The following is a 25,656-nucleotide window of genomic DNA, read 5'->3' on the forward strand; positions in this document are numbered from 1 at the left end:
GTCCCGGCGGCCGTGATCACGGGGCGCGTTCACCGCCGGGACCACGGTCCGTCAGGTCAGCGGGTCGGCCCGACCAGCTTCTCGGCCTCTTCGCGGAGGCCCTTGATCGCCGTCAGGGCCGCTTCACGCTCGGCTTTGATGTCCGAGCCCCGCTTCGTGAGACCGCTGAGCGACCGTTCCACCTCGGTGATCCACTCGCTCAGGTACCGCTCACCGGCATCGGTGAGAGCGGTCCGCTGTTCGCGCGCTTCCTCGTCGAAGTGATCCTTGATCTGCTTCCGCCGTTTGTTGAGCGCCATCCACTTGCTCTGGTCCTGCGCGACGCTCGTCAGGTCCATCAACGGCCCTGTGACTGCCAGCACCCACTGCACCTTGCGGGCCGTACCGGCTACCTTGCCGGCCGCCTTGGTCTTGCCCCACGGTTTGAACTTCTCCGCGCCGTTGGTGACTTTCCCTCCGGCGTCGAGGATCTTCCGGCCCACCCGGTTCTTGCTGAGCTTTTCCACGACCGCGGAGGCCGCGCTTCCCGGCCCGTTACCGCCGTCCGCGATCTTCCCGATCCACTCGCCCGCCTTCTCGGTACCCACCTTCGCGGCCTTCTTCGCCGCTTCCTTGACCCCCTGCGTCAACGGTGGCGTGCCATCCGGGGACCCGTCGAACGTCGTCTCGCGTGCTTCGAGGTCGTTCCCCCAGGATTCAGGCTCGGGCACACCGGTTCCGTACTCGGCGACCAGCGCGTCGAAGGCCGTCCTCACCGACGAAGAGAAACTCGCGTCGAACTCATTGCTCGCACGCTCCAGTTGCTCCTGGACGGCACGAGTGACGCGGTCGGGGACGACCCCGTCCTTCTCCGAGACGCCGGCAGCGGCCCTGTCTCCGGCCGTCGTGATCCTGGAAGCGACGACTTCACTCCCTCTCAACAGGGCGCTCAGCACACGCTCCTTCGCCCGCGAGATCGACTCCTCGACCTTCTTCGCGCTCTCCGCGGCATCGAGTTCCTCGCCGTCCAGAACCCACTGCCGCTCGGCGTCCGCCAGCACTCGAAGGAGTTCGAAGGCCTGAGCCTTGGGCCGGACACCGCTGACACCGGGCGCGGTCATTCTCCGCAACTCGGCCGCCAGAGCGTCGATACCGCTCTCCGCGACAAGCCACTGTCGCTGATCGGGCGGGAGAGTGGGGTCATGGAGCGCGTCGATGTAGTCGCGTGCGTCGGTGGGGACGATCGGGACGCGGTCGGCGAAAGGCCCGAGGCGCCCGCGGATCTCGTCGAGGACGACATCGCGATCGCTGTTCTCGGCGTTCATCTTGTTGACGACGACCACACTCCGGTCAGCGAACCCGTCAGCGTCGAGAGCCCGCAGAATCGTCCTGGTCTCTGCTTCGCCCGGCAGTTCGCTCGTTGTCACGATCATCAGCGCGTCCGCACCACGAACGCCGCCCCGCGCCGCATCGGCGTGCCCGTCGACACCCGACAGCGTCCCGGGCAGGTCGACCAGCGTCGCTCCGTTCCACTCGTACGACGTCGCCTCGTGCGTCTTGGGCGCCGCGTCGACGAGATCGACGATGTCGGCCGACGGGAGCCGGAGCAGTGCCGCGACGAGCGTGGACTTCCCCGCGCTGTACGGGCCCAGCAGTGCGATCCGCAGCGGGCTCGTGTCCGCACGAGGCAGGCTCGTGGTCAGGGCGCGAGTGCGAGGGTGAGCGCCCAGGACCTCTTCGGCACGTGCGGCCAGCGCGAGTACGAGAGCGCTTCGGCCCCCGTCGATCGTGGGCGCGTCGACCGGACCACCGTCAGCCATCTGTGTTCCCTTCGGTTCCTTCGAGGGTGCCGAGCCATCCGAGATCCGCGCGGATCTCGATCCGTTCGGTGAGGACGTCCACGAACTGGTCCCGCAGACACGACCGCACGCCCGCGACGCGGGACGCGTCGGCCCAGACACGAAGTTCGACTCCCGGTGTCCGACGTGCCCGACGGATCGCCGCCGGGTCCCCTCCCGCGAGAGCCAGGAGCCGGCGCGCCAGGACGAGGTCGATCGCGTCGAGGGCGGACCGCACGGCCGTCCGCAGCCCGCAGAGTCGCTCGAACCGCTCCCGCGTGACCCTGATGTCTGCGGACCGCGCCTCGAACCGGGCATCGATCTGAGCCGTCGCGTCATCGGTGATACGAGCCGACCATGCCACAAGTCCGTCGAACAGGTCATCGAGGCAGGCCTCAGCCTCGGTCGTGGTCGTGCTGGTCCACCCGTCCTTCGCCCGCCGCGCGCGGGCAACCTCACCGCTCACCGCTTTCGCCGCTCCGGCCAGGCCCTCCACCGCGTAGACCAACGTCGCCGCGGGAGGAGGGACCGCGAGCTTCTTAGGGATCCCCTTGGCGGCGACGGAGCTCAGAAGGGCCGTCGCCGCCCCCTTGACGGCCGCCGCGCCCAGGCTCGCGGCCTGCTCCTTCAGATCAGGACGCGGTCGTACACGCGGCTGCGCGTCGTCCTGATGGTCCGTGGCGCTCGCCCGCACGCGCAGAAGCATCCCCCGTTTCCGCGCCTCCTGCTCGAACGTGTCCCCGAGACCGGAGAGAAGACCCTCCAGGTCCAAACCGGTGACGAAGTCGCTCCACCGCTGCGCGTCAGCCACGCCGCCCAGGTCCCGAACCACCTCCGACACCCGCTCCTTGGCGCGGTGGCGCTCGGCTTCGAGTAGGTCACGCGTGTCCCGGCCCGCTGTCCGGAAAGCTTCCAGCGACTCTGCCCGGTCACGCGGCGTCGAGCATTCGAGTTCGGCAAGCGCGAGATCGATCCCGGGGAGTTCCTCGATCAGCCGGTCGTGGAACGCGGCGACCGGCGCCCGCACGTCCTCGGCCAGGCGAACCGCACGAAGCGGAATTGCACGCTCGGCCAGGAGCCGGGTGAGGGACTGCTCCAGCTCGGGCAACCTGCTCGCCCGAAGGGCCCTGTCCCCCAGCTCGCGGTCCGCCGTGGACAACGCTTCGTGCGCGGCTCCGGAGTGGACCGGGAGGACTACGGGCGGCGTGACGCCGACCGCTCTGGAGACCTGCTCGATCCGGACCGTGTGACCCGTCGCCGACGCGAACTCTCTTTCCGGGGCCTGGGCGAAGCGCTGAAGGCGGTGCGGTTCGTCGACCTTTCCCTTCACATTCACGACAGTGAGCAGGGGTTTCCCCGTGAGCAGGAGTCGCTGGAGCTCGGTGGACTCCTCCTCACGCAGCGTGTCGGCGTAGTTCCATATCACCGCGTCGGCGCTGTCGCACGCGGCCCGAGCACGCGTGGCGTCGAGGTCGTCGTCCTTCGCGGCGACGCCGGGCGTGTCGAGGTACGTCACAGAGCCGACGTGGAACGCGGAGGTCTCCCGCGTGGTGCGATGCGCCCCTCGCCCGATCCCGGTCCGGTCCGCGTCGCGGGTCAGCGCCTTGCGGAGCGTGGTCTTCCCGGACTTGGTCCTTCCGGCGACGGCCACGCGCAGCCTGCCTCTCGCCGTGGGCATGGCCCGTACGGCATCGCGCAGTTCGCGTTCGAGCGCTCCGATGCGGCGGATGACCCCGACGAGGCCCTCGCTCTCGATCGCGTACGCGGAGTACGGCGCTCGCGAAGGACGGGCCTCGGCCTCCTCCCGGAGAGCGGTCTGGATATCGCGGTAGGCCGATCGGCTCGTGTCCACCGTCCCGGGCGCGAGCTCGCCGACCAGGGCCCCGAGGGCCTCGCGGAGATCCGGTTCGGTTCGCCACAGGTCCATGGCCGCCGCCACGCGGTCGAACGACTCGACGTTCTTCGTGTACCAGGACTCGAACGCCCGCAGCTCCTTGATGCCGGTCCGGGAGGCGACCGCCAGCAGCCCCGCCGTGAGCCGTGCGGCCGAGCTCGCAGCGGGAGACACGGCCCTGTTCACGGGCGCCGTCGCGGGCATATGCCCGATCAGCGCCCGCACGCTGTCGTCCGCGAGCATGTCCACCATGCTTCCGGACACGGCACCGGTGTCACGGACCTCGATCGCCCAGAGCAGAGCGTCACGTCGATCCGATCTGAGCCCGAACCGCGCGTCCGGTGCGAGCCAGCGCCACCACTGCGGCCGCTCGGACAGGACCGCCTCGTACGACTCCTCCGCGGCGACGAAGTCCCGCGCCTTCTCCAGCAGCGGCACCAGCTCCCGGTTCCGCAGATCCCGGGCCGCCGCGGCACTGTGCCTGAGCACGAGCTCGCGCGCCTCCGCCGCCTTCCGGCCTCCTCGTCGACGACTGAGGTCGGCCAGCGCGGGCTCGATGTCGATCTCACGGATCGAGCGCCAGATCTCCTCGGGCCATTCCCGGTCCGCACTACGGCACGGCTCAAGGACTTCGGGCAGCAGCCGTTCCGCGGCCGCCACCGCCGCGGCGTCCGCCCGAAGCGCTTCCACCGGCACGCCTTCCAGCGCCTGGAGATGAGTCCGCAGTCCTTCCAGCCGCTTCAGTTCCCAGAGAGATCTGCCCCCGCCCGGCGCCGGAGTCCGGCCCCCAGCCACTGCCAGACGGGCCAGCTCGTGTTCCTCGACGCACGCCGCCACCGCGTCGGACACCCACGGAAGCGTGCTCCCGGACGGCGGCAGGCCGGCACACCCGCGCGCCTGGGCGACCGCGTCCACCTCCTTGGCGAATCGCTGGAGTGCGGCCGGTCCGACCATGGCATCCACCCCCAACGGTTCGAGCAGGAGCGCCAGCATCTCGGCTCTGAGGCTCGTCCTGTCGTTCACCGCCCCGTCAGTCATCACTACTCCTCGTGGGGGCGGTGGTACCTGAACTCGGGCAGTGGATCTGGGCTCGGAGGAATCAGGGCCCGCGACTGCTGGAACGCCTCCGCTCGTACGATCCGATGACGGGGTGGTACGCAGGTGCGCGGCGTGAAGACCCACATGCCCTGGGTCAGGGTGGCCCCGAGCACCCGCTCCTTGTCCCGCAACCAGGGGTACCTGCCTTGCAGTTCGGCGTAGTTGTCGTTGGTGACGACGATTCCGTCCGTGTCCTGCGCGATCGCCGTGACCAGCGCGTCGCCCTTGCCCTCGGTTCCGGCCGGGGGCTGGATGAGGTCCCCTGTAGCAAGCGCCGAGTCCACCGCGGCGCGTTCCTCCTCCGCGACCTTGTGCCGGAAGGTGGCGTCGACGACCACGTGGAGCACGGCATCGGGATACCGCGATGCCAGGGCGTCGCGCGCGGACAGCAGTTGGGCGTAGGAGGGCCGGTCGTCCCTGCCGTATACACCGGGTCGTCGGGGCGACCTGCCGATCCACGCCAGGTTGGAGCCGTCGACCACGAGCGCCTTGGAAGCCGAGCCCGCGGATCGCCTCCGCGTCTGCGTCGGCAGGAGCGTGGTGACCGTGTTGCCCGCGAGCAGATCATCGAGTTCCTTGCGCACCCCCGGCGTCGGACCACCGGAGCTGAAGCTCTTGATCTCCTCGTTCAGCACTTCCTCGCCGGTGCGCTCAAGGGTCGCCTTGACGTGCAGGAGCCCGTTGGTGTCGTACGTGTACTCCAGCAGGAAACGGGAGTCCTCGCGGACCCGGGGATTCTGGTAGATGAGGCGGAGGTCCGTCAGCTGCACGTTGTCAGCGTGGTCGAGGGGACGGTCGGGGTCTCCTTCCCAGATCTCCACGGCAAGGCTGCGTGCGTTGTCCCGGCGAGGCGTGTAGCTCTTGCGCTCCTTCCACGGCAGGGGTGAGTTGCGCGGGATGATCTGGCTGAACGCCCGCTGTCCGGTGTCGTCCGTGACGACCGTGCCCAGGGCGTGACTCGTCGCCACCTGGATCACGCCATCAGCCTCCCCCGACAGCACGGCTGCCGCGATGGAGGCGCCGCGGGCGACCGCAGTCATGGGATCGCACAGATCGACCTCGACGGGCTGCTGCTGCATGACCTCGGCGACCGCGGCCCGCACACTCGGGATCTGGCTCGTGCCACCGATCATCAGCACCGCGTCCACGTCCAGAGGAGCCATGTGGAGGTCGGTGAGACACTGCTGAACCGGCGCGAGAGCGCGGTCCACGAGGTCGGTGATTGCGTCCTCCAACTCCCCCTGCCACACCTCGACGGTGTCGCCGTCCGGAGTCCTGATGGTGACGGACTCCTCGGAGGACAGGCGGATCTTGCTGCGCTCCACGTCCAGCCCGAACTGCCGCTCCTGCGCGGGCGTCCACGCCGATCGCGCCGGAGCCCGTTCGAGGACGAGGTCACGCAGGCGACGATCGATCTCCAGGCCCCCCAGCTCGGTCACGCCCCGTGAAGCGAGCTCCTCGAAGAACCCGTCCTGGTAGTCGAGCACGGTGACGTCGATGGTGCCGCCACCCCAGTCGAAGACCAGGATGGTGCGAGCCTCTCGCAGCTCGTGCACGTACGAGATCGCTGCCGCCGTCGGCTCGTTGAGCAGCGCCAGGACCTCGATGCCGGCGAACCGCGCGGCGGCGCGCGTGCGGTAGCGGGCGGCGCCCGTGGCGTTGGCGGGCACGGTGATCACGGCCTGGTCGATGGCGGTGAGGTTGTGCTCCGCTCCCTTGCGCATGGCCTGGAAGACACCGGCCGCCACCGTCGTGGCCGCGAACCTGCGGCCGTGGATCGTGACGTACTCGTCGCTCTTGAGCAGTCGTTTGCAGGCCTCGGCCGCCTCTTCGGAGCGGAGCTTGGCCTCCCAGCCGAACAACGCTCCCCGGCGCAGTGAGCTCATGCCCACCACCGACGGGAAGAGGTACTCGAAGCCGGGGTGACGCCAGTCGGCGTCGATGTGGTGGGCGTCCAGTGACAGCACGTCGACGTCATCGCCCAGCCATTGGGCCACCACGGAGTTGGTGGTACCGAAATCGATCCCGGTCGCGGTCACACGCCCTCCCCGTTCGCGGCGTCGTCGCCCCCAGCTGAGTAGCCTGCTCCGTCCGGGCCGGGCAGGCGGCGCAGCTGCCCGGCGAGCACCAGTTTCCCGGTGGCCTGGTCCACATAGGCCGGGCGCAGCACCTCGAACGCCTCACCGTCGCCTTCCACCACCACGAAGAGCTCGTGTTCGCCGTCGGGGGCGTCCACGCACCGCACTCCCTGGTCCAGCAGGGCGGCACGGATGCCCTTGCGAAGCGAGGTGGCATTCTGCTTGGGCGCGCCGGCGAGCAGATCGACCTCGACCATCCGGGCCACGTACTCCTCCCGGGAGCGGAACGCCTCCAGAACGGCCTGGCGCAGGGCAGCCGCCACAGCAGTCTGCGTCGGCCTCTCCACTTCCGGGACAGTGGTCAGGAGCTCGGTCGCCCGCTCGGTGAAACGTGCAAGCAGCATGTGGGGGCTGAGCAGTTCCTCGGGGCGGTAGGTGCGCGGGGAGTCTGCGGGGAGTCGGCGGGAAGCCTGCGGAGGGGCAGCAGGGGCATCGGCCTCCGCTCGCCGCTTGTCCCGACGATGCTTGAGGCCGTTGTTCCCCTTGGCAGGAACCCGCTTGGGAACCACCAGGGTCTTCCGCTGGCTGCGGGGCACCTTCTTCACGGTGTGTGCGTCCTTGCGTTGCGATCGGGGCGCCGGGGCGCGTTGAGCAGGTGGGGCAGCAGATCCGCCACCGCCCGCTGCCGCACGAGCCCCAGGCCTTCGGGAGAGTGAGATGCCGTTCGCCTGGTCAGGGGGGCCAGGGGCGGAACCAACGTGACCGGCACCTCGTCCGGAAGCTCGAACACGTCCAGGTCGAGCGGCAGCACGAAGAAGCCAGACCAGTCCTCGTCACGCTCGGCGTCCCTGATGCGTTTCATCGCGCTGTTGAGCTGCGCGCTCATGTCTACATCACGCACATGCTCCCGGCGGAGGTCCCGGTACCGGGTCGTCCAGCTCGGTGCGCCGTGCGGCAGCCCGAGGTCGAGATAGGGGTTGGAGGCCGCCGGTCTGTCGTTGCGCTGAACCGCTTGACGCCGGCGGAGCATACGAAGGTTGGACTCGGCCCGCTCGTGCGCGTCGCGGATGCCCTCCAGGACCAGGGCCGCCGCATCGAGTTCCTCTTGGAGCAGCAGCGTGTACGCGTGGAAGTTGAGGGCCTCGGCCCGACAGGCCGGGTCAGCGGCCTCGTACGACACCAGCTTGTCGATCTGGGCTGAGGCACGTGCGAGGTCGTTCATGCACAGCAGGTCGTAGGCCTGGCGCAGGGCCATCAGCGCGTGCAGCGGCGAGCGCGACGGGTTGACAGCCGCCTTGGGCTCCCACAGGGCGAAGATGAGCCGCCACAATCCTCGGTCCTCCCATATGTCCCGGTCCCAGTTGCCGACCGCGACCCCGTCCAGGAGTCGGCGCAGCCGGAGCACCAGGTCACGGGGCAGCTCCCGTTCCAGCTCCTTCACGACCGAGGCGTCGCCGTCGGCGACCCGCTCCAGGAGGTCGTAGACGTCGTCGGCCAAGGGCAGCGACTCGCCCCCTGCGAGGAACGCGTTCCGCCGCTCCCGGGCCGTCCATTCCAGCGTGGTCGCCTGCTCGGCGGTCACCTGGTCGGGGACCAGCCGGGCCTTGAGGTACGCGTGATCCGTCTCCTCGGCCCGGTACTGCCAGGGCTGGTGCTCGGGGCCGACCACTGCGGCGTCGATCAGGTCGTCGAGGACGCTCAGCGGTATCCAGGGGAGCACCCGCGGCAGCATCCGGGACGGGAAGGCGGCCGTACTCTCCGCCGCGAACGCGGCGAGGAGAGCGAACGCCCCGGAGGGGTCCTCGCTCCCGGAGACGGCGACGGTGTCGTCGCCCGCCGTCAGCGCGGTAAGCCGTTGCTCCCCGGTTTCGGACAGCCACAGGAAGCCGCCTGCGTGAACCTCCGTGAGCGTCGCGGCGACCGCGGCCGGGGCGGCCCGTTCGAGTACGGCCCGGACAGCGGGCAGCAGCCGGTCGTCCGGTTCGTCGTGCAGGGCGTCGGTCAGTGCGTCATGCGCGACGTCGTGAGCCGTGTCGCGCGCGAAGTCGGCGAGTCGCCGGAGCAGGGTGTGGGCGCGCGGCACCGCCTGGGCTCCGAGCACCCCCACCTTCCGCCATCTGCGTACGGTGAACCCGTCGATTCCCGAGTCCGCGCTCTGAGCCTCCCTGCGCTCCCTGAGCGCCCGCAGCCGCTCCCGCTCCCGCGCGACCGCCTCGGCCCGTGCCCCGGCCGGCGGCGGACTCGTCACTCTCCGGTTCCTTCGTGGCGGGGGCCGTGGCCGGGGGGCGGGGTGAGGGTGGAGGTGTAGTTCTCGCCGTCCACGAGGGGGTTGGTCAGGCTGACGCCGGCCGCCGCCATCCGGTCGTACTCGGCGAGGATGAGGTCCTTGGTGCGGTAGGTGCCGTACTTGGCCTCGTCCTTGCGCTTGACGATGGGAAAGGTGTCGAGGATGTAGTCGACGTCGTCTCGGGTGATCCCGTAGAGGTGGAAGAACAGGGCGTCGAGTTCGGCACGGATGACGGTACGGCGGTCTTCGTCCCAGATGAAGGGGGCGCCGATGTCGCCGAGGTCACGGGCAAGGTGAGCCATATCCCACGAAGTGAAGCTGAGTTCCTTGGCCCTGATGCCGACCCATTGGTAGTGCGACAGCAGCGCGCCCGGGGCTAGTACGGGAAGCTGCTGCCAGATGAAGAAGTTCATGGTGATTCCGCCGACCTTCTGTCGGCTGGCGAAGTCGTGGGCGAGCGAACCCTGACAGGCAATCAACGCGACCAGAGCAGCCGGAGGTTGGTCCGCCAGCATGAGGGGAATCTTGTTACCCACCGCCGACTTGGGGAAGGAGAACGAAATCGCGGTGCGCTCGTCGGTGGCACGGCAGATGTCGCGCCAGCCGAGGAGCCACTTCCGCTTCCAGCGCTTCGAGGCCAGCTTCTCGTCTACCTCGCGTTCAGCGACCCAGTAGCGAGGCAGAACCACCGCGCCCGGGTCACACTTCTCCTCCAGGGGCAAGTCACGGGTAGAGCCGTCCTCGTCGTAGGTAGCCCAGCGGTGGTCGTAGTGGTGGAGCATCTTCGCCTCGTACAGGGGCAGCATTCGGGCCTCGCCCTTGGCGAAGGCGTTCCCCTCCAGGTGCCACCCCTCGGCCTCCAGGTCCTCGCGGGTGTTGAAGAGGTGCGAGTCGCTGGTCATGTTGAACAAGCCCTGCATGAACGAGACACCCCAGGGGTTGCCCTTGGGATCACCATCCTTGATCAGGACCGGGACACGGCGGTAAATGCCCAGGGTGATCTCGGCGTCGCGGCGAGAGCGGAAAACAGGGCACGTGCCCGTGTTCGGGTTGAGAAGGATGATCTCCTCCGGAGTGAGCGTGAACGCCTTGTCCGCCTCGTCCAGCTCCGCCGGGTCGTGGAGGAAGAAGGCGAACCGAGCGGCAGGCTCGCGCAGTGCCCGGCCCGTCAGGGACAGGATGCTGAACTTCATACGGGAGTCCACGTCCGGGAACAGGCCGGCCCTGTTCTCGAAGTCGTACAGCGCCGCGATCGAGCCCTGCTGCACCAGGTCCTTGAAGAAGTACTGCGTCGTTGCATCCGTCGCAATGCCCGTCGGGACGATCACGCCCATTCGGCCGCGCGGCGCTGTCAACTTGCGCCCTTGCTCGGTGAAGACAGGGTCCGTCTTGATACGGCCGCGCCCACACAGCGGAAATACTCCCGAACCGCTGGCAAAGTGGCGCGTTCCGTCAACCTCGCGTTTGGCTGCCTCGTATTCCTCGTGCAGAGCAGGGTCCCCCGCAGGAAGCCCTGCAATCAGCTTCTTCCGCTTCGCCCCCGCAGCCTCGGCAATGTGCGCCGCGCGTGCAGAGAAGAACTCCTGCTCCTTGAGCTCAAGATGCTCCCACGGCGGGTTCCCCAGCACACAGTCGAACCCGCCGGCCCATCCCGTCGCCTCATCGATCCCCACTCCCGACTCCGGGACCGAGAACACCTCTGGGAACTCCAGGTGCCAGTGGAAGAACCGGTACTGCGTCCGCAGGCGGACGATCTCGTCGTGAGTCGACTGCGGGGCCGCGTCCGAGGTCGGATCCTGGAGGTTACGGAAGACCTCCTCCGTGACCGCCATCGGAGCGTCGGCCCTCTTGCGCCACGTGAAAGCGGCGCACCAGGCGTCGGCCACGTGCAGGGCGCGGACGTACTCCGTCGACTCCGCCCAGTCCTGGTAGGCGGCCTCCTGCCGGCGCACCTGGGCCAGGGTGTCCGAGGCGGCACCGGTGATGCGGCGCAGGCCCGTCGCGAAGACCGTGTTGGCAATCTTCGTCTCGCCGCCGAGGTCGAAGAGGCCCCGCTGGCCACCCCGCTCCGCCTTGTTCTGCTTCTCCAGGGTCTTGGCGTACTTCTTGTCGTCGCCCTCGATCGGCTTGAACGCCTCGTCTGGAATCCCGCCCCGCAGCAGCTTCGGTGTCGCCCCGATGAGCGCGTTGCCGTGCTTCACGTGGGCGTCCAGGAAGCCCAGCGGCTTGCCCGGTTCCAGGGCCTCCAGCCACAGCGAGACCTTGGCCAGCTCGACGGCCATCGGGTTGAGGTCCACGCCGTACACGCAGCGCGCGACGACCTCGTGCAGCGCGTGGCGGACGGACTCAAGGGTGGGCTCCGGGTTGCGTTCCCGTACCGCCGCCACCCGCTTCGCGATGCGGCGCGCCGCCGCCACCAGGAAGTGGCCCGAGCCGCAGGCCGGGTCGCAGACCGTGAGGGACAGGAGCTCGCGGACGATCGCGTCCGACGGGTCCGGGGTGCCCGCCGCGCTCGCCGTCTGCTCGCCACGCTTGACCGCGTCGTCCAGGACCGGGTCCAGGGCGGAGTCAAGGAGGCACTCGATGAGCGAGGACGGGGTGTAGTACGAGCCCGTCGTCTTCCTCGTGTTGCCGGCCAGCTCCACCAGTTCGAAGGTGCGGTCGGCGGCGCTGTGCTGCGGGACCAGTTCGAGCAGGGACTCGTAGATCGAGCCCAGCTCCTCGGCGTCCAGATGGCGGTAGTCGACCGTGCGCCAGCGCCGCGAACCCGCGTCCCGGACCTGGGAGAGGTGGCGTACGGCCGTGAGGAGGTACTCGTTCGAGAGGGACAGGCCCTTCAGCGGGGCGTCCACGTCCGTCTCGTCGAAGATGCCGCCGAGGCCCGGCAGGCCCAGTTCCGGGCGGCCGTTCTCGTCGCCGAGGGCATCCAGGACGATCCGGAGGGCCTGGTAGAGGTCGCCGTGGGCGGTGCCCCGGCGGCGGCGGGCATGGGCGCGCAGGCGAGCCGAGGAGAAGTACGACGCATAACGCTCCCGCGCCTGCTCCGTCGCCTCCGGGCCGTGCAGGGCGTCGCGGTCCTCCGCCACGAAGACGAACAGCAGGCGGTAGACGAGCCGCAGCAGCGCGCCGTGCAGGGCCTTGACGTCCGTGTCCTCGCGCAGGGCCGTGTTCGCCGGGTGGCGCAGGAAGCCCGTGCCCAGGGTGGTGATGGCCTCCTGGACGCCCTTGCGGAGCTGGTCCAGGGCCCGCGTACCCGAGGCGATCGCCTCCGTACGCCACTTCTCCAGCCAGCAGGCGGACGGGGCCGCGCCCTCCGCCACCGCGAAGCGGGAGACGTGCAGCAGGCGGTACAGGAGCACGAACTCGCTGAAGAGTTCGCCGTCGAAGATGGCTTCGAGGTCGAACTCGACGTACGAGGCGGTGGCGAGCGCGCTGGAGTCGCGCAGGATCCGGAGCCGACGGCCGTTGGTGAGGACGCCCCACAGGTGGGCCTCGGTGCGGTTCAGGCACTCCTGGACGAGGGACTGGGGCGGGACCGTGCCCGCTCCGCCGGTGCGCTTGTCCAGGTCGGCGTTCCAGGCCGTCATGTGGAGGAGGGCGTGGTTCCAGCGGTGGCTGATGGGGAAGACGCGGTCGGGGTCGCTGTCCGCCGGGATGCCGGTGGCGCCGATCGGGGTCAGGCGGCCGAAGCCCAGCTCGGCGAAGAGCGGTTCCAGCCACTGGGAGACGGCCAGGCCGGTCGGATCGGCAGGGGTCTCAGCGTCCGGGGCGACCGGCAGCTTCTCGCGCAGTTCGCGCCAGACGGACTTCAGGTAGTCCCAGTGGCGTTCGGCCTCGTCGCGTACGGAACGGGCGCCGATGACCTGGTAGTCGGCGGGGGCGGAGCCCTTGACGTCCTTGCCGTCGGCGATGCGGATCAGCATGTCGGCGGGGAGCAGGCCGCCGACGGTGTGAACGGCGGAGAAGACCTGGTTGCGGGTGGTGGCGGACATCAGACGGCGGCCTCTCCGGACGCGGCGGGCAGGTAGACGTAGACGCCGAGGACGTCGGCCGGCTTCTGGGCGGTGACCCGCAGGCCGCGGACGATCTCGTCGGAGGCGCGGCGGACCCGCCGGTGGGACTCGTGGAGTTCGGCGGAGAGGGTGTCGCCGTACTGCTCCAGGTGGTCGGTGACGGCCGGGAGCTGGCCGAGGACCCGGGTCATCATGTGCTCACCGTGGTCGGGGTCGACGCTGTCGGCGGCCTGGGCGGTGAGGAGGGCATGGGCCTGGTCCTCGGGCAGCCACACGGCGTTCTTCGGGGAGCCCTGGAAGGCGAGGAGGCGGGCGTCCTCGGCGACGAGCTGCTTCTCCCCCTGCCGGGAGGGCAGCGTGAGGTGGAAGCGGTAGCGGACGAGGAGCAGGGTCGTGCGGGTCTCGACGGCGCGGGTGGAGACGACACCACAGCGGCGGGCGGGGCGGCGGCCGTCGGCCTGGCTGTCGAGGGCGGAGTTCAGGACGTGGGCGGCGATGGCACCGACGACGGGGTCGGTGCGGACGAGGGCGGCCTCGCCCCGGGCCACCGCCGAGGTCGTACGGAACGGGATGGGGCGGGCGCCTTCGACGGCGGCGGAGCCGACGACGGGGGCGAGGGCGTCGCGCAGGCCGGCGGAGGTGCCGCTGACCTCGGCGGTGAAGTCGCCGGAGCCGTCGCCCGCCTCCACCAGGTGGGCTTCCAGGGCCGCGAGGGAGGTCCGTACGAAGTCATTCACCTCGTCGGCGCGGCCGAGGGTGTCGCGGATGGCGAGGACCTCGCGGGCGACCTCCTCCGGGTGGATGGACCGCTGGGCGAACCGGGAGCGGGAGCGGGTCTCGCGTTCGGCGGCGGACTTCCAGTCGGCCTCCAGGTCGGCGAAGCTCTGCTGGAAGGAGTCTGCCTCGAAGAGGGTGCCCTGCTCCCCCTCCCGGCCGCGCAGCAGCAGCCACTCCACGATGGCGTCGGTGACGCCGGAGGAGGTCTCGTCGGGGACGGAGACGGAGATGCCGAGGTCCTTCTTGATCTGGCGGTGCTTCTTGATGAGGACATCGAGGACCTTGCCGTCGATGCCGTTGTCGCTGCCGTACAGGGTGATGACCCGGACCTCGTCGCGGTGCTGTCCGTAGCGGTCGACGCGGCCCTCGCGCTGGTCGTGGCGGGTGGGGTTCCAGGCGAGGTCGTAGTGGACGACGGCGTCGAAGTGGTGCTGGAGGTTGACGCCCTCGGACAGGCAGTCGGTGGCGACGAGGACACGGCGGGCGGCGGCCTCCTGGCCGGCCTCCTCGGCCAGTTCTTCGATGCGCTCGATGCGCTGCTGGGGCGAGATCGTGCCCGTCACGGCGCGGACGACGGTCTTCTTGCCGAGCTTGCCGTCCAGGTGCTCGGCGACGTACTCGGCGGTGGGGATGTAGCGGCAGAAGACGATCGGGTGATAGCCGTCAGCGAGCAGCGCCTTGAGATGTTTGACCAGGGCCTTCAGCTTGAGGTCGCCGTCCGGGCCCTCCAGGGCGGCGGCCCGGTCGGCGAGTTCGGCGAGGCGGGCGCCGGCGTCGTCGGTCTCGGCGCCGGGGGCCACGTCCATGCCCTCCAGGCTGTCGCTGTCGGCCGCGTCGCGGGTGAGGGGCGCGCCGAAGCGGTCGGCTTCCTCGGCGCTGACGGCAGCGGCGGCGGCGGAGCGCGTACGGAGGGTCTGGGCGGCGGCGCGCGGGGAGGAGACGAGGGAGCGGAGCAGGGCGATCGCGGACCACCAGGCGATACGGGCCTCGCGCTTGCCCTGGCTGTCGGCGGCCTCGACACGCTCGCTCGCGTAGGCGATGGCGTCGTCGAGGAGGGCGCGGTAGGCCGGGGACAGCTTGTAGGTCTCGTCCTTGAAGAAGCGGTCGGACGGGAACGCGGTCCGCTCGGCCAGGCTGTCGTCGCCGAGGCCGTCCTCGGTCGTCAGGTACTGGCGCACGTCGGCGCGCTTGCGCTGGACGAAGTGCTGGGCGAGGAGTCGTCGGCCCTGGTCGGAGTCCAGGTCCGTGCCTGCCAGTTCGGGCCTGACCAGGCCCAGAAGGTTGCGGAAGGCGGACTCCTTGCCGCTGTGCGGGGTGGCGGTCACGAGGAGCAGGTGACGCTCGGCGTCCTCGGCGATCCGGCGCAGCAGCTCGTAGCGGAGCTGGTTCTGTGTGGAGGTGGTGTCGTCGGCGGCGACGCAGGTGTGGGCCTCGTCGACGATCACCAGGTCGGGGCAGTGCTTGACGAAGTCGTCGCGGTGGCGGGTGGACTTGATGAAGTCGGTGGAGACGATGACGTGGGGGTACTTGTCGAAGAGCGACTGGCCCAGGTCCAGGCCGCGCTCCAGGCGGGAGACGGTGGAGGCGAGGACGAGTTCGGCGTCGAGGCCGAACTTGGTGCGCAGCTCCTCCTGCCACTGCTCGGCGAGGGCCGGTGAGCAGAGGACGGCAAGGCCGCGTGCCTCGCCCTGGGCGAGGAGTTCGCTCGCGATGAGGCCGGCCTCGACGGTCTTGCCGATGCCGACGTCGTCGGAGATGAGGAGCCGTACGGTGCTCTGCCGCAGCGCCATGAGGAGCGGGACGAGCTGGTAGGCGCGGGGTTCGACGGCGATGCCGGCGAGGGAACGGAAGGGGCCGGCTCCGGAGCGGAAGCCGATGCGGAGGGCGGAGCGCAGCAGTCCGGCGGCGCGGTGGTCGCCGAGGTCGGCGGCGGACGGCGGGGCGAACTCGGCGCCTCTGACGTCCTCGAAGGCGGGGAAGACGGCGGCGATGTCGTCGTCGGAACCGCCGAGCGGGCGCAGGACGAGCATGTCGGGGGCGCTCTCGGGGAGCACGACCCATTCGCGGCCTCGGGCGGTGACCAGGGAACCGGCGGAGTAGGTGAGCGTCATCGGGTGAGTCCTCGGGGTCCTCGGGTGGTCGGTCGGTTCCGTGGTCAGGAGGCGGCGGGGCCGCCGAAGTAGCGGGCGTGGCGGGCGACGACGGCGTCCCAGTCGGCGGGGTCGGCCGGGAAGCGGACGACGCCCCAGCCGGCGTCGTAGAGGCGCTCCTCGGCGTCCTCGTCCCGGGTGGCGTCCTCCTCCCTGTCCGGCCCGTCGACGAAGACGGCGAGGTTGACTCCGGGCAGGTGGTAGACGAAGTCGGGGAGGGCGGTGCCGACGAGGGTCTGGCCCTCGTCGGGCAGGCGCAGGCCGTGGTCCCTGAGCCAGTTGACGAGGGTCTGCTCCAGGGGAGTGTTCGCCATGTCGTCGGCGTCGTCGGCCGGCGTGTCGGCGAGCTTCGGGGCCGTTCGCCCCAGCTCCTCGACGAGCCGCCGGTGCTGCTCCGTCGGGGACTCGCCCCGCCCTTCGGGCTCGGACACGGCGGAGGCGAGGCGGCGCAGCAGGTGGACGACGGTGTGGCGGTCGATGGCCGCGTGGTCGAGCTGGTTGCCGTAGGTGAGCAGGCAGTCGTAGCAGCCGCGGGCGCAGTGCTGCTTGGCCTGGTCCACTCCGTGCTCGTCGAAGTGGCAGATCTCCAGGGCGCGGAGGGCGGCGGCGGCGAGCGCTCCGGGCTCGGCCTGGAGGCGGCGCAGGACTCCGGCGCCGCCCTCCGCGGCCTCGGTGAGCAGGAAGCGGTTGCGGGGACCGTCGTCGGGCGGGAGCAGTTCGCTGGTGAGCTCGGAGTCCTCCAGCTCGAACGCAGCCTCGACGCCCCGCTCCAGGGCGTACATGAGAGTGAGGGCGATGGGTTCGGGCAGCGGCTCGTCGAGGGTGACGACGAGGATGTTGCGGCGGTCCTCGACGAAGGGGACGACTCGCTTCTTGCGGCGCTTCTCGTTGCCGTCCGGGTCGATGACCGGCATCTCGCTGGAGTCGCCGGACGCCTCGGCGGCATCGCGTTCGTTCATCCAGTGGCCGCTTGCGGGGTCGAGCCAGTAGCCGTCCTGCTCGTTCTCCTTGGCGCGCAGCCGTCCCTTGTTGGTGATGCGGACGGTGGCCGAGTCGCCGTACGAGATCGTGGCGAGACTACCCGCCGGGTCCGAGACGTGGGCGTCCTGGCGGCCCTTGCGGATGCCGTGGTCCTGGAAGCGGTACGAGATCTCCAGCCGGAATCCGGCCCTGCGGCGCTCCTCCTCGTCGGAGGAGATCCGCTCCCGGCGCTGGGTGTAGACGGTGTGCAGGTGCAGCAGGTTGTAGGCGGCGGCGCCGAGCGGCTCCTTGCACATGTCGCAGACGTCGGCGCGCTGCTCGGGATCGTGGTGGTAGCCGCAGTGCTTGCAGCGGGTGGCCGCGGTGGTGGCGATGTCACCGGAGGAGTCCGGGGGCAGCTGGACGCGGGTCACCTGGTAGCGGGCGCCCTCGTGGTAGATCAGCGCGCCGGGGCCGAACTCGCGGATGGCGAGGAAACGGGGGCGCTGGAGGTAGTCGCCGTCGCCGTGGCGGCGGCCGGTGGTCGGGATGTAGGCGGCCAGCGGCAGGCGGGGGAAGGAGTAGCCGGGCAGGAAGCCCTCGGAGGCGAGGTAGCGGTAGGGGTTGAAGTCGGAGAGGACGGACCGGCTGTCCGGGGTCTCGTTCTTGAGGAGGTTGAGCTGGGTCTCGGCCTCCTTGCGGCGGCCTGTCGCACGCCGCCGGTCCCCTTCCGTGAGGGTGTGGTCGAGGACCCGCTTGTTCTGGACGTACTGGTCGACGAGGGCGGCCCGGAAGAGGTCGCGCCAGCGGTCGAAGGCGCGGTCGAAGCGGTCGGGGGCGGTGCGGACGCGGTCCTCGATCCAGCGTTCGTCCCACCAGACGGTCGTGGCGAAGTCGGGAAGCAGCGGGCCGAGGACCCGGTGGGCCGCCGCCACCGTGCGGGCCTGCGCGTCGGCGTCGCGGGAGGCGGCGTACAGGTCGTCGTGGAGGTGGAGCGCCGGGTTCGGGCGGCCCAGGCTCTCGTCGTACGCGATGTCGATGATCTGCGGGATGGCGCGGCCCAGCTTCAGCCCCACCTCGGCGAGCCAGATGCCCTGGAGGTGGGAGAGGACGAGGTCCTCGTTGGCGAGGTCGAGGCGGGGCGGGGCGACTGCACCCGCCACCATGCGCTCGGAGTGGCGGAAGTAGTACTGGTCGTGGCTGTTGCCGGTGGCGCAGTACGTGGTGACGAGGGCGGGCTGGCCGCTCCGGCCGGCGCGTCCGCTGCGCTGTGCGTAGTTGGCCGGGGTCGGCGGCACGTTGCGCATCATGACCGCGTTGAGGGACGAGATGTCGACTCCCAGCTCCATGGTCGGGGAGCAGTAGAGGAGCTTCAGTTCGGCCTTGCTGAACGCCTCTTCGCGGCGCTCGCGCTCGGCCGGGTCGACCTGGGCGGTGTGCTCGCGGGCGAACAGGCCGGACAGTTCGACGGCGGCGTTGCGGTAGAGGTCACGGAAGAAGGTGTTGACGCGCGGTCCGTCGCCACTGGCGTACGTGCGGGTCAGCGGGTCGTGGGCGCCGGACTCGCCGGGGCCGGCCCGCCAGATGAGGGAGGCGGCGGAGATCCGGTAGCCGGTGGCGGCGGGACCGGTCGGCGCGCGGAAGCGGCCGGCACGCTGGGGGGCGGCGCTGACCTCGGTGACCAGGCCGGCCTTCGCGAGCACCTTCAGCAGGTCCTCGATGATCTTCTGGAGGTCGGTGTTGTCCAGCTTCACGCCGTCGCGCACGTCGAAGACCGTGGGTGCGGTGCGGCGCAGGTACTTGCCGAACTTGCCGCGGGCCGAGAGGAAGTGCCCGGACCGGTCCATGCCAGGGCTGGAGGGCTGCGGGTAGGCGGTCTTGACCCTGGGCGCGTCGGACCTGCCGAGGACCCACGGGTCGATGAGGCGTTCCTCGCTGGCACGCTGGAGGGCGTCGAAGTCGTCGCGGAAGTACTGGACGTCAATGGCGAGTTCGCGGCGCATGTCGTCCAGGAGCGTCCGCGTGATCTCGGCGCGCAGGGCGGGGTCGGCGTCGCGGAGCGCCGCATGCGTGTCCTGCCAGCGCTCGTCACGCTCGGCGACCCACTGGAGGTCCGCGTAGTCGATCGTCAGCAGACCGGTCCGCTCCAGGTTCGGCATGGTGATGCGCCAGCCGCTCTCCAGGTCGAGGTAGAGACGGAAGGCGATGACGTCACGCAGGGTCTTGGCCGCGTTGCGGGCGAGGGCGGGCGGCAGGTCCGACTGGCCGGTGTACTCGACGGGGTCCAGGGCGAGGGCGTTCGCCACGCGGGTGGCCAGCTCCTCGTGGTGGATGCCCTCTTCCCCGGCGTCCAGGGCGGCCCGGTAGAGCGCGCCGCGCAGTTGGGTGATCTGGACGAAGTCGTTGAAGTGGCCGGCCTGGAGGGAGGCGTCCTGGCGGTTGTCGACGAAGGTGAGGAGCTTGCGCGCCTCCTTGTCGAGGGCTTCCTCGGGAACGGCCTTGAGGGAGCGGACGACGGCCGCCGACACCAGGGAGGTGGCGGAGGACCGGCCTTCCTGGTCGAGGGTCGCGAGCTTCGCGAAGTCCTTGCCACGCGGCTGCTCGTAGGACACCGAGCACTGGATGCAGAAGCGGAACGGGGCCGGGATGAAGGCGGCGTCCAGGTCGCCCCGTCCCTCGTACCCGTAGGGATCGACGGTCACGGCGCGGGGCGCGCGCTCGCGGTACGACTTCCTGACGACTTCCTGACCACGGTCGTCGAGCTCCAGCCACGACTCCGGCAGCTTGCGCTCGGCGACGGCCTCGTCGAGCGAGCGGGGCCACGGGCGGCCGACGTAGAGGTAGCCGTCGCCGGCCCTGCCGCCCGTGGCGGAGGTGTCGCGGCGGGACTCGTAGCGGACCTCTCCGTCCTTCTCGGTGCGCCACACCGTCAGGTACTCCTGGCCGCACTCCCGGCAGAAGGCGAGCGGGATGAGGAGCTTGCCGTCGGTGCCGGGCTGCACCTGCTGGTAGTCACGGGTGAGGTGTCGGCTGGCCGGGTCGTCCAGGGTGACGTAGACGGTGTCGCCCTTGGAGAGGAACTGGTGGAGGCGGAAGGCGAAGAGGGGGCGCTCCGTGACGGGGTGACGGGCCTGCGAGCCGGCCTCCAGGGTGGCGCGCAGGGCCGCGGCGCAGTCCTCGACGGACACGCCGCTCTCCCGGGCGAGGTCCTCGGCCGCGTCCTCGATCTTGGCGGGCTTCTGGCGGACGAGGCGGTCGGTGAGGGTGTCGGTGGCCAGGCCGAAGCGGGTCTCGATCCAGCGGGCAAGCGGGTCGCGGACCAGGTCCGCGTACGCACGGGGCGCGTCGGTGGTGCGCAGCCGCTCGGCAGGGACGGTGTCGGGGGCCGGGTCGGTGGCTCGGACCAGGGTCTCGCCGATGACGTGCTCGGTGCGGATCCTCGTGCCGAAGAGCTTGGAGGCGACGCCCGCGACCACGCTCTTCTGCTCGTCGATCGTGCCCTCGGTGGACATGGTGGCGGAGGTTCCGACGCACTGGAGACGGTCGGCCTGGCACGCCTCGCGGACGCGGCGGATGAGCAGGGCGACGTCGGCGCCCTGGCGGCCTCGGTAGGTGTGGAGTTCGTCGAAGACGAGGAATTCGAGGCCCTTGGCCATCCGGACGAGGCTGTCTCGGTCGTCGGGACGGGTGAGCATCAGCTCCAGCATCACGTAGTTGGTGAGCAGGATGTCCGGCGGGTTGTCACGGATCTCCCTGCGGGCGGCGTCGTCCTCCTGGCCGGTGTAGCGGGCGAAGGTGACGGGCTCGCGTCCTGCGCCGTAGCCGTCCCTCAGGTACTTCTCCAGCTCCTTGAGCTGGCTGTTGGCCAGGGCGTTCATGGGGTAGACGATGATCGCGCGGACTCTCTTGGCCGTCCCTCGCGGCTCCGTCTCCCGGTCCCTGAGGACCTTGTCGACGATGGGCACGATGTAGGAGAGGGACTTGCCCGAGCCGGTGCCGGTGGTGAGGACGTAGGACGCCCCGGACCGGGCGGCGTCGACGGCTTCGCGCTGGTGCTGGTGGAGGGTGAGCGGGCGGCCGTCGCAGACGGTGCCGCCCCTGGCCTTCTTCGCCTGGAAGATCCGCGCGCACTCGGGGTGGAGGACGCCCTGGGAAGCGAGCTCGGCAACGGTGCCGGCGGAGTCGAAGAAGGGGTTGAGGGAGATCCACGGGTTGGGCCACTGGGACTTGGCGTCGAGGTCGCGCCGGACGAAGTCGGCGACGCGTTCGTCACGGATGATCGTGCCGCCCTGGGTGAAGGCGCGGTACTCGTCGATCAGGTCCCGGTGGACGCCGAAGACGTCCATGCCGGACGTGTGTGGGCGGGTCTGGGCGGGCGGCTGGTCGGCCGGAGCCTGCCGCGCCGTGGGCGTGGAGAGCGCGGACCGGTCCTGGAGGAGGCGGCCCACCGGGTCGAACTCGCGCCAGGCGGGCAGCGGTTCGGCGGGCGCGACGAACGGCAGCAGGGTGTCCCGTACCGCGGCGGCGCTCTCGGGGCGGTCCGCCGGATTCTTGGCGAGCAGGCGGTCGACGAGGCGGGCGAGCGCCTCGGGGACGTCATGCCGGACCAACCGGACCGGGTTCGGCGCCTGATGGACGTGCTTCTCGCCGAGCTCGTACGCGGAGGTGCCGACGAACGGCGGCACGCCGAGGAGCATCTCGTACAGGACGCAGCCGAGGGCGTAGAGGTCCGCCGCCGGGGTCACGGCTCCGCCCTGGAACTGCTCGGGGGCCATGTAGCGGGCGGTGCCGACGGTGACGCCCGTGCTGGTGAGCTTGGCGCCGTCCGGGTCGTCGACGATCCGCCCCATGCCGAAGTCGAGGACTTTCACGAGGCCACCGCGGGTGAGCATGACATTGCGGGGCTTGAGGTCGCGGTGCACGACACCCTCGACGTGAGCGGCCTTGAGTCCCTCCGCCATCTGCGCGGCGATGGCCCCCGCCCAGGAGATCGGCAGCTGCGGCTCGTCGGCGACCAGGTCGGCCAGAGGATGGCCGTCGAGGAATTCCATCGCGAGGTAGGGCAGGCCGCCGTTCGTGTCGTCCACACCGCCGGCGATCGTACGCGGGAGGTTGGGGTGCCGGCCGAAGGTCTGCATGATCCGCACCTCGCGGGCGAACCGCTCCACCGTCTTGGTGTCGCCGTGCGTGTCGATCCGCAGACCGGACCGGCGCCGGAGGATCAGCTTGACCGCCACGACGCGGTCGGCGTCGCCCGGGGCGGCATCAAGATCCTCGGCTCTGTGGACCTCACCCATGTTGCCCGAGTCCACAGCCCCCAGAAGCCGGAACCGCCCTGCGATCATCTCCGTCGCCACAGCCCATTCCCTTGCATCTTCGCGTGGCCCTGCGAGCACACGACTCCCCACGGGAGAATGCCGTGGAATGCGACACGGACAGACTCCCAGCCCCACAGGCAGCGTACACGATGCTTCCATCGTAAACAACACTTCAATGCGTTGACGGCGTCAACACGCATGCTGGTGGGTCACAGGTCGTGTTCGTCCATCAGGCGCATCAGGTTCCGTTTGCGCTTCTGGGTGGCGCGCAGGTCGGTGACGTACGTGGTGAAGTCGTCCGGCGTGCCGAGGTGACGGTGGCAGTCGCGGATGCTCAGGAGCAGGCTGACGAGCTGTTCGTAAGCGTGGTTGCCGGTCTGGCAGGTGAGCGGGGCGGCCAGGCGGTGGTAGACGGCGAGGGCACCGGCGGGGCGGGTGGCGCGAGATCGGTCGGCGAGGGTGAGCCACTGGCCGTCGTGTGCTCCGTGGCCGCGCACCAAGCGGCATCCGTGTCCTTGTCGTCCAGGAAGACGTCGACGAGGACACGCCCACCGCAGCCTTTCGCCCGTTCCGCGTCGGTGCGCAACAAGGCCAGAGCCTTCTCGCGCTCGGGCGGCCAACATGCGGCGGCCCTGGCTACGGCGCGCAGCTGCTGGTAGGCAAGCAGGCTGCGGCGGGCGGCGAAGTGGTCACGGCGCAGGGTGACGGCGTCGGCGAGCCGGCCGGTTCGGGTGTAGCGGTCGGTGAGGTGGTCGACCAGGGCGGTGTCGACAGTGGCGAGGTCCTCAGCGTCGCGGATGCCGCGCTCGGCCCACTCCAGGGCTTCGGCGGGGCGACCGGCGGTGTCCAGTTCGCGGGCGATGAGCAGGTGGGTGTGACCATTCGGCGCGAGGTCGGCGGCGTGCACGGCGATCACCGTGTCGACGTCCCGGCCCGACTTCGCCAGGCGCTGCAGCAGGTGCCTCTCGGCCCAGCCGGTGCGGTTGGCCGTCCATGCTTCCGTCGCGTACCGGCGCAGGGCGATCAGTCCCTGCTCGCCGAGCAGGTCTTCGTAGTCGAGCGGGTCGATGTCCGTCAGGTCGGCCGCTTCGTCGAGCGCGTGGGTCACCAGCCAGTGCGCGAGTTCCTCGGGCTCGGGCGTGGCTTCATAGCAGGCGTCGCGATGGGCGTCGGCGAGGCCGGCGCCGATCTGGCCGAGCCAGCCGTCGGAGTCGTCGATGCTCTCGGCCACCCCGGCCAGCAGCCCGATCGCCTCCCGCGACAGCGCTATCGCGTCGGAGGCCCGGCCGGAGCCGGTCAGCGAGCGGATCGCGGACACCGCCTGCCCGGCCTGGTCGGCGTAGGCGCGGGCGTCGGCGTACTCGACGTAGCCGTACTGGGCGAACGGGCCGATGTCGAGCAGCTCACGGATGCGGGCCCGGATCCCGGCCAGGTCTCCGCGAGCACTCGCCGCACGCAGCTCCAGGCGGCGCCCAAGCTGCCGGTCCACGGCGATCTCGTCTCGTACGAGAGTGAGCAGTTCCTCCCGCGACAGGGCGGACAGCCAGGTATCGAGGCCGCGCGCCCGGTCCAGGGCCGACTCCCGCAGACGCGGGAGGTCCGCCTCCTGGGCGATCACGGTCAGGCCGAGTGCGACCAGGTGCTTGCAGAAGTTGCCCTCCTGGCCGTACGGACAGTCACACGTGCCCGCCGGCCCCTTCCCCTTGCGCCCACCCAGGACGAGCTCCGTCTCGTACCGTTCCGTTCCGTGCACCGACGCCCTGATCCAGCCGTCACCGAACTCCACACCGGACACCTCGTCGACGTAACCGAGCCCGCGCCCGAACGAACGCTCGCCGGCCAGCACCCTCAGCTTCGCCTCCGTAAGACCGCCCAAAACTCTCCGCGCTCCGCTCCGGCTCGGACTCCCCCACCAACTGCGCTCACACTAACGGCCGCCGGATCGAACAACCCCAGGGATCAGTACGGCGCCACCTCCGCGCGTCACTGCTGCTTTCAGCAACTCGCACGCCCTCCAAGTCCCGCCGGCTCCGCCGCCCGGCCGACGGATCCTCCTCGCACCAGACCGTCAACAACTGATTCCCTGCGGCGCCTCACGCCCCGCCTGTATGGTCGTCGACCACCCCGGCTCCCCGGGCCTTCCCCGAAAGGCGCCGCATGACCCAGCCCGCCACTGTGAACCTGACGAAGGCCTCGCCCACGGTCTCCCTGGACAAGCACGGCGTGACCTCGGGACTGATCAAGGTCAACCTCAACTGGACCTCACCGCAGGCCGCCGCCCAGCGGGCGGCCGGCGAGGCCCATGGCCTGTTCGGCCGGATACGGGCATCGCTGCGGTCGGCCGCGGCCAGGCATGTGGATCTCGACCTCGGCTGCATGATCCGCTGCACCGACGGCTCCAAGACCGTGGTGCAGGCACTGGGCAACGCGTTCGGCACGGTGGACCGCTTCCCGTACGTCGCCCTCGACGCGGACGACCGGACCGGCGCCCGGGAGACGGGAGAGAACCTCGTCATCAACTTGGACCACCAGGCCGAGTTCCAGAAGCTCCTGCTCTTCGTCTACATCTACGAAGGGTCCGGCGACTTCCGCGGCCTCGACGCCGTGGTGACGCTGACCTCCGACCGCGGTGACCGCTTCCGGGTGGTTCTGGACGAGTGCCCGCCGCAGGCACACGCCTGCGCCATCGCCCTCATCAAGCGGCAGAAGGGCGAACTCGTCATCGGCCGCGAGGTGCGCTGGTTCACTCCGCAGGACGGCCCCGGCGTCCAGGACGTGATCTCCCGCGCCTACCGGCTCGGCATGAAATGGACCCCCGGCCGGAAGTGACGCCCCCTGCCACGGACAGACCGCGTACGCCCTCAGGCGCACTCGACACTCGACCGGCATACGACCTTGCGGTTACCGGGAGCCGCCGCATTCCCTGCGGTCAGGCACACTCGGCCATCCATGCACGCGACCACCCACTCGTTCGAATCGAGGGCCGGTGCACGCACCCCTACAACGCCCCACGGCATCCGCCACGTTGCACCAGACTTTCAAAACAAGCCGGAAAGCATGCAATGGCAACCAAGCAGAACGTTTCGTTTTCGCGGAATGCGTGAGGCTGGGCCACTAACATAGAATCAGATGCTCTGATGACCTGGTAAAACATCGGAAAACGACGGCCCCCGGAGTCATGTGCGCGGTTTCGAATCCCGCCGGCGGAAAAGGCGACACTGGCTACCTCTTCAGGCGAACCCTCCACGCAGCACCCACCCTGCA

At 70.2% G+C, this 25,656-nt stretch carries 9 protein-coding genes and 1 pseudogene; 1 reads left to right on the forward strand and 9 read right to left on the reverse strand.

The window, feature by feature from the left end:
• Positions 1-56: 56 nt before the first annotated feature.
• From DJ476_RS06580 to DJ476_RS06620, 9 genes and pseudogenes are all read right to left on the reverse strand, one after another.
• The gene (locus tag DJ476_RS06580; protein ID WP_162638645.1) at positions 57-1,799 is read right to left on the reverse strand and encodes a GTPase; all 1,743 of its coding nucleotides are present in this window, start codon (positions 1,797-1,799) and stop codon (positions 57-59) included.
• Complete coding sequence (locus DJ476_RS06585; protein ID WP_112490085.1) at positions 1,792-4,749, reverse strand: GTPase; 2,958 nt, start codon at positions 4,747-4,749, stop codon at positions 1,792-1,794. Before DJ476_RS06585 ends, DJ476_RS06580 begins: the two co-directional genes overlap by 8 nt.
• 2 nt (positions 4,750-4,751) lie before the next feature.
• On the reverse strand, positions 4,752-6,848 hold the full coding sequence (locus DJ476_RS06590; protein WP_112490086.1) for an Hsp70 family protein: 2,097 nt from the start codon (positions 6,846-6,848) through the stop codon (positions 4,752-4,754).
• Positions 6,845-7,492, reverse strand: coding sequence for a hypothetical protein (locus DJ476_RS06595; protein ID WP_162638647.1), 648 nt, complete (start codon positions 7,490-7,492; stop codon positions 6,845-6,847). The genes DJ476_RS06590 and DJ476_RS06595 overlap by 4 nt, the downstream gene beginning before the upstream one ends.
• Positions 7,489-9,135, reverse strand: a complete 1,647-nt coding sequence (locus DJ476_RS06600) for a hypothetical protein (protein WP_112490088.1) — start codon at positions 9,133-9,135, stop codon at positions 7,489-7,491. The genes DJ476_RS06595 and DJ476_RS06600 overlap by 4 nt, the downstream gene beginning before the upstream one ends.
• Positions 9,132-13,166, reverse strand: a complete 4,035-nt coding sequence (locus DJ476_RS06605) for an Eco57I restriction-modification methylase domain-containing protein (RefSeq protein WP_112490089.1) — start codon at positions 13,164-13,166, stop codon at positions 9,132-9,134. The genes DJ476_RS06600 and DJ476_RS06605 overlap by 4 nt, the downstream gene beginning before the upstream one ends.
• Positions 13,166-16,075, reverse strand: coding sequence for a helicase-related protein (locus DJ476_RS06610; RefSeq protein WP_112490090.1), 2,910 nt, complete (start codon positions 16,073-16,075; stop codon positions 13,166-13,168). The genes DJ476_RS06605 and DJ476_RS06610 overlap by 1 nt, the downstream gene beginning before the upstream one ends.
• 44 nt (positions 16,076-16,119) lie before the next feature.
• Positions 16,120-22,371 carry a protein kinase domain-containing protein gene (locus tag DJ476_RS06615; protein ID WP_112492457.1) on the reverse strand — a complete coding sequence of 2,084 codons (6,252 nt, stop codon included), beginning with the start codon at positions 22,369-22,371 and terminating at the stop codon, positions 16,120-16,122.
• 230 nt (positions 22,372-22,601) lie between these two features.
• Positions 22,602-24,268 (reverse strand): annotated as a pseudogene (locus DJ476_RS06620) (SWIM zinc finger family protein).
• A gap of 281 nt (positions 24,269-24,549) precedes the next feature.
• Here DJ476_RS06620 and DJ476_RS06625 point away from each other — a divergent pair.
• A complete protein-coding gene (locus DJ476_RS06625) occupies positions 24,550-25,221 on the forward strand; it encodes a hypothetical protein (RefSeq protein WP_056557577.1) in 672 nt (223 codons plus the stop codon).
• The last annotated feature ends 435 nt before the right edge of the window (positions 25,222-25,656 follow it).

Origin of the sequence: Streptomyces bacillaris (assembly GCF_003268675.1) — a bacterium.
GTDB classification, from domain to species: Bacteria; Actinomycetota; Actinomycetes; order Streptomycetales; family Streptomycetaceae; genus Streptomyces; species Streptomyces bacillaris.

What these genes read in the sequence shown, in the direction of transcription:
- DJ476_RS06580 (WP_162638645.1), bottom strand. Translation starts at nt 1,799, where the DNA reads ATGGCTGACGGTGGTCCGGTCGACGCGCCCACGATCGACGGGGGCCGA.
- DJ476_RS06585 (WP_112490085.1), bottom strand. Translation starts at nt 4,749, where the DNA reads ATGACTGACGGGGCGGTGAACGACAGGACGAGCCTCAGAGCCGAGATG.
- DJ476_RS06605 (WP_112490089.1), bottom strand. Translation starts at nt 13,166, where the DNA reads ATGTCCGCCACCACCCGCAACCAGGTCTTCTCCGCCGTTCACACCGTC.
- DJ476_RS06610 (WP_112490090.1), bottom strand. Translation starts at nt 16,075, where the DNA reads ATGACGCTCACCTACTCCGCCGGTTCCCTGGTCACCGCCCGAGGCCGC.
- DJ476_RS06615 (WP_112492457.1), bottom strand. Translation starts at nt 22,371, where the DNA reads ATGGGTGAGGTCCACAGAGCCGAGGATCTTGATGCCGCCCCGGGCGAC.
- DJ476_RS06625 (WP_056557577.1), top strand. Translation starts at nt 24,550, where the DNA reads ATGACCCAGCCCGCCACTGTGAACCTGACGAAGGCCTCGCCCACGGTC.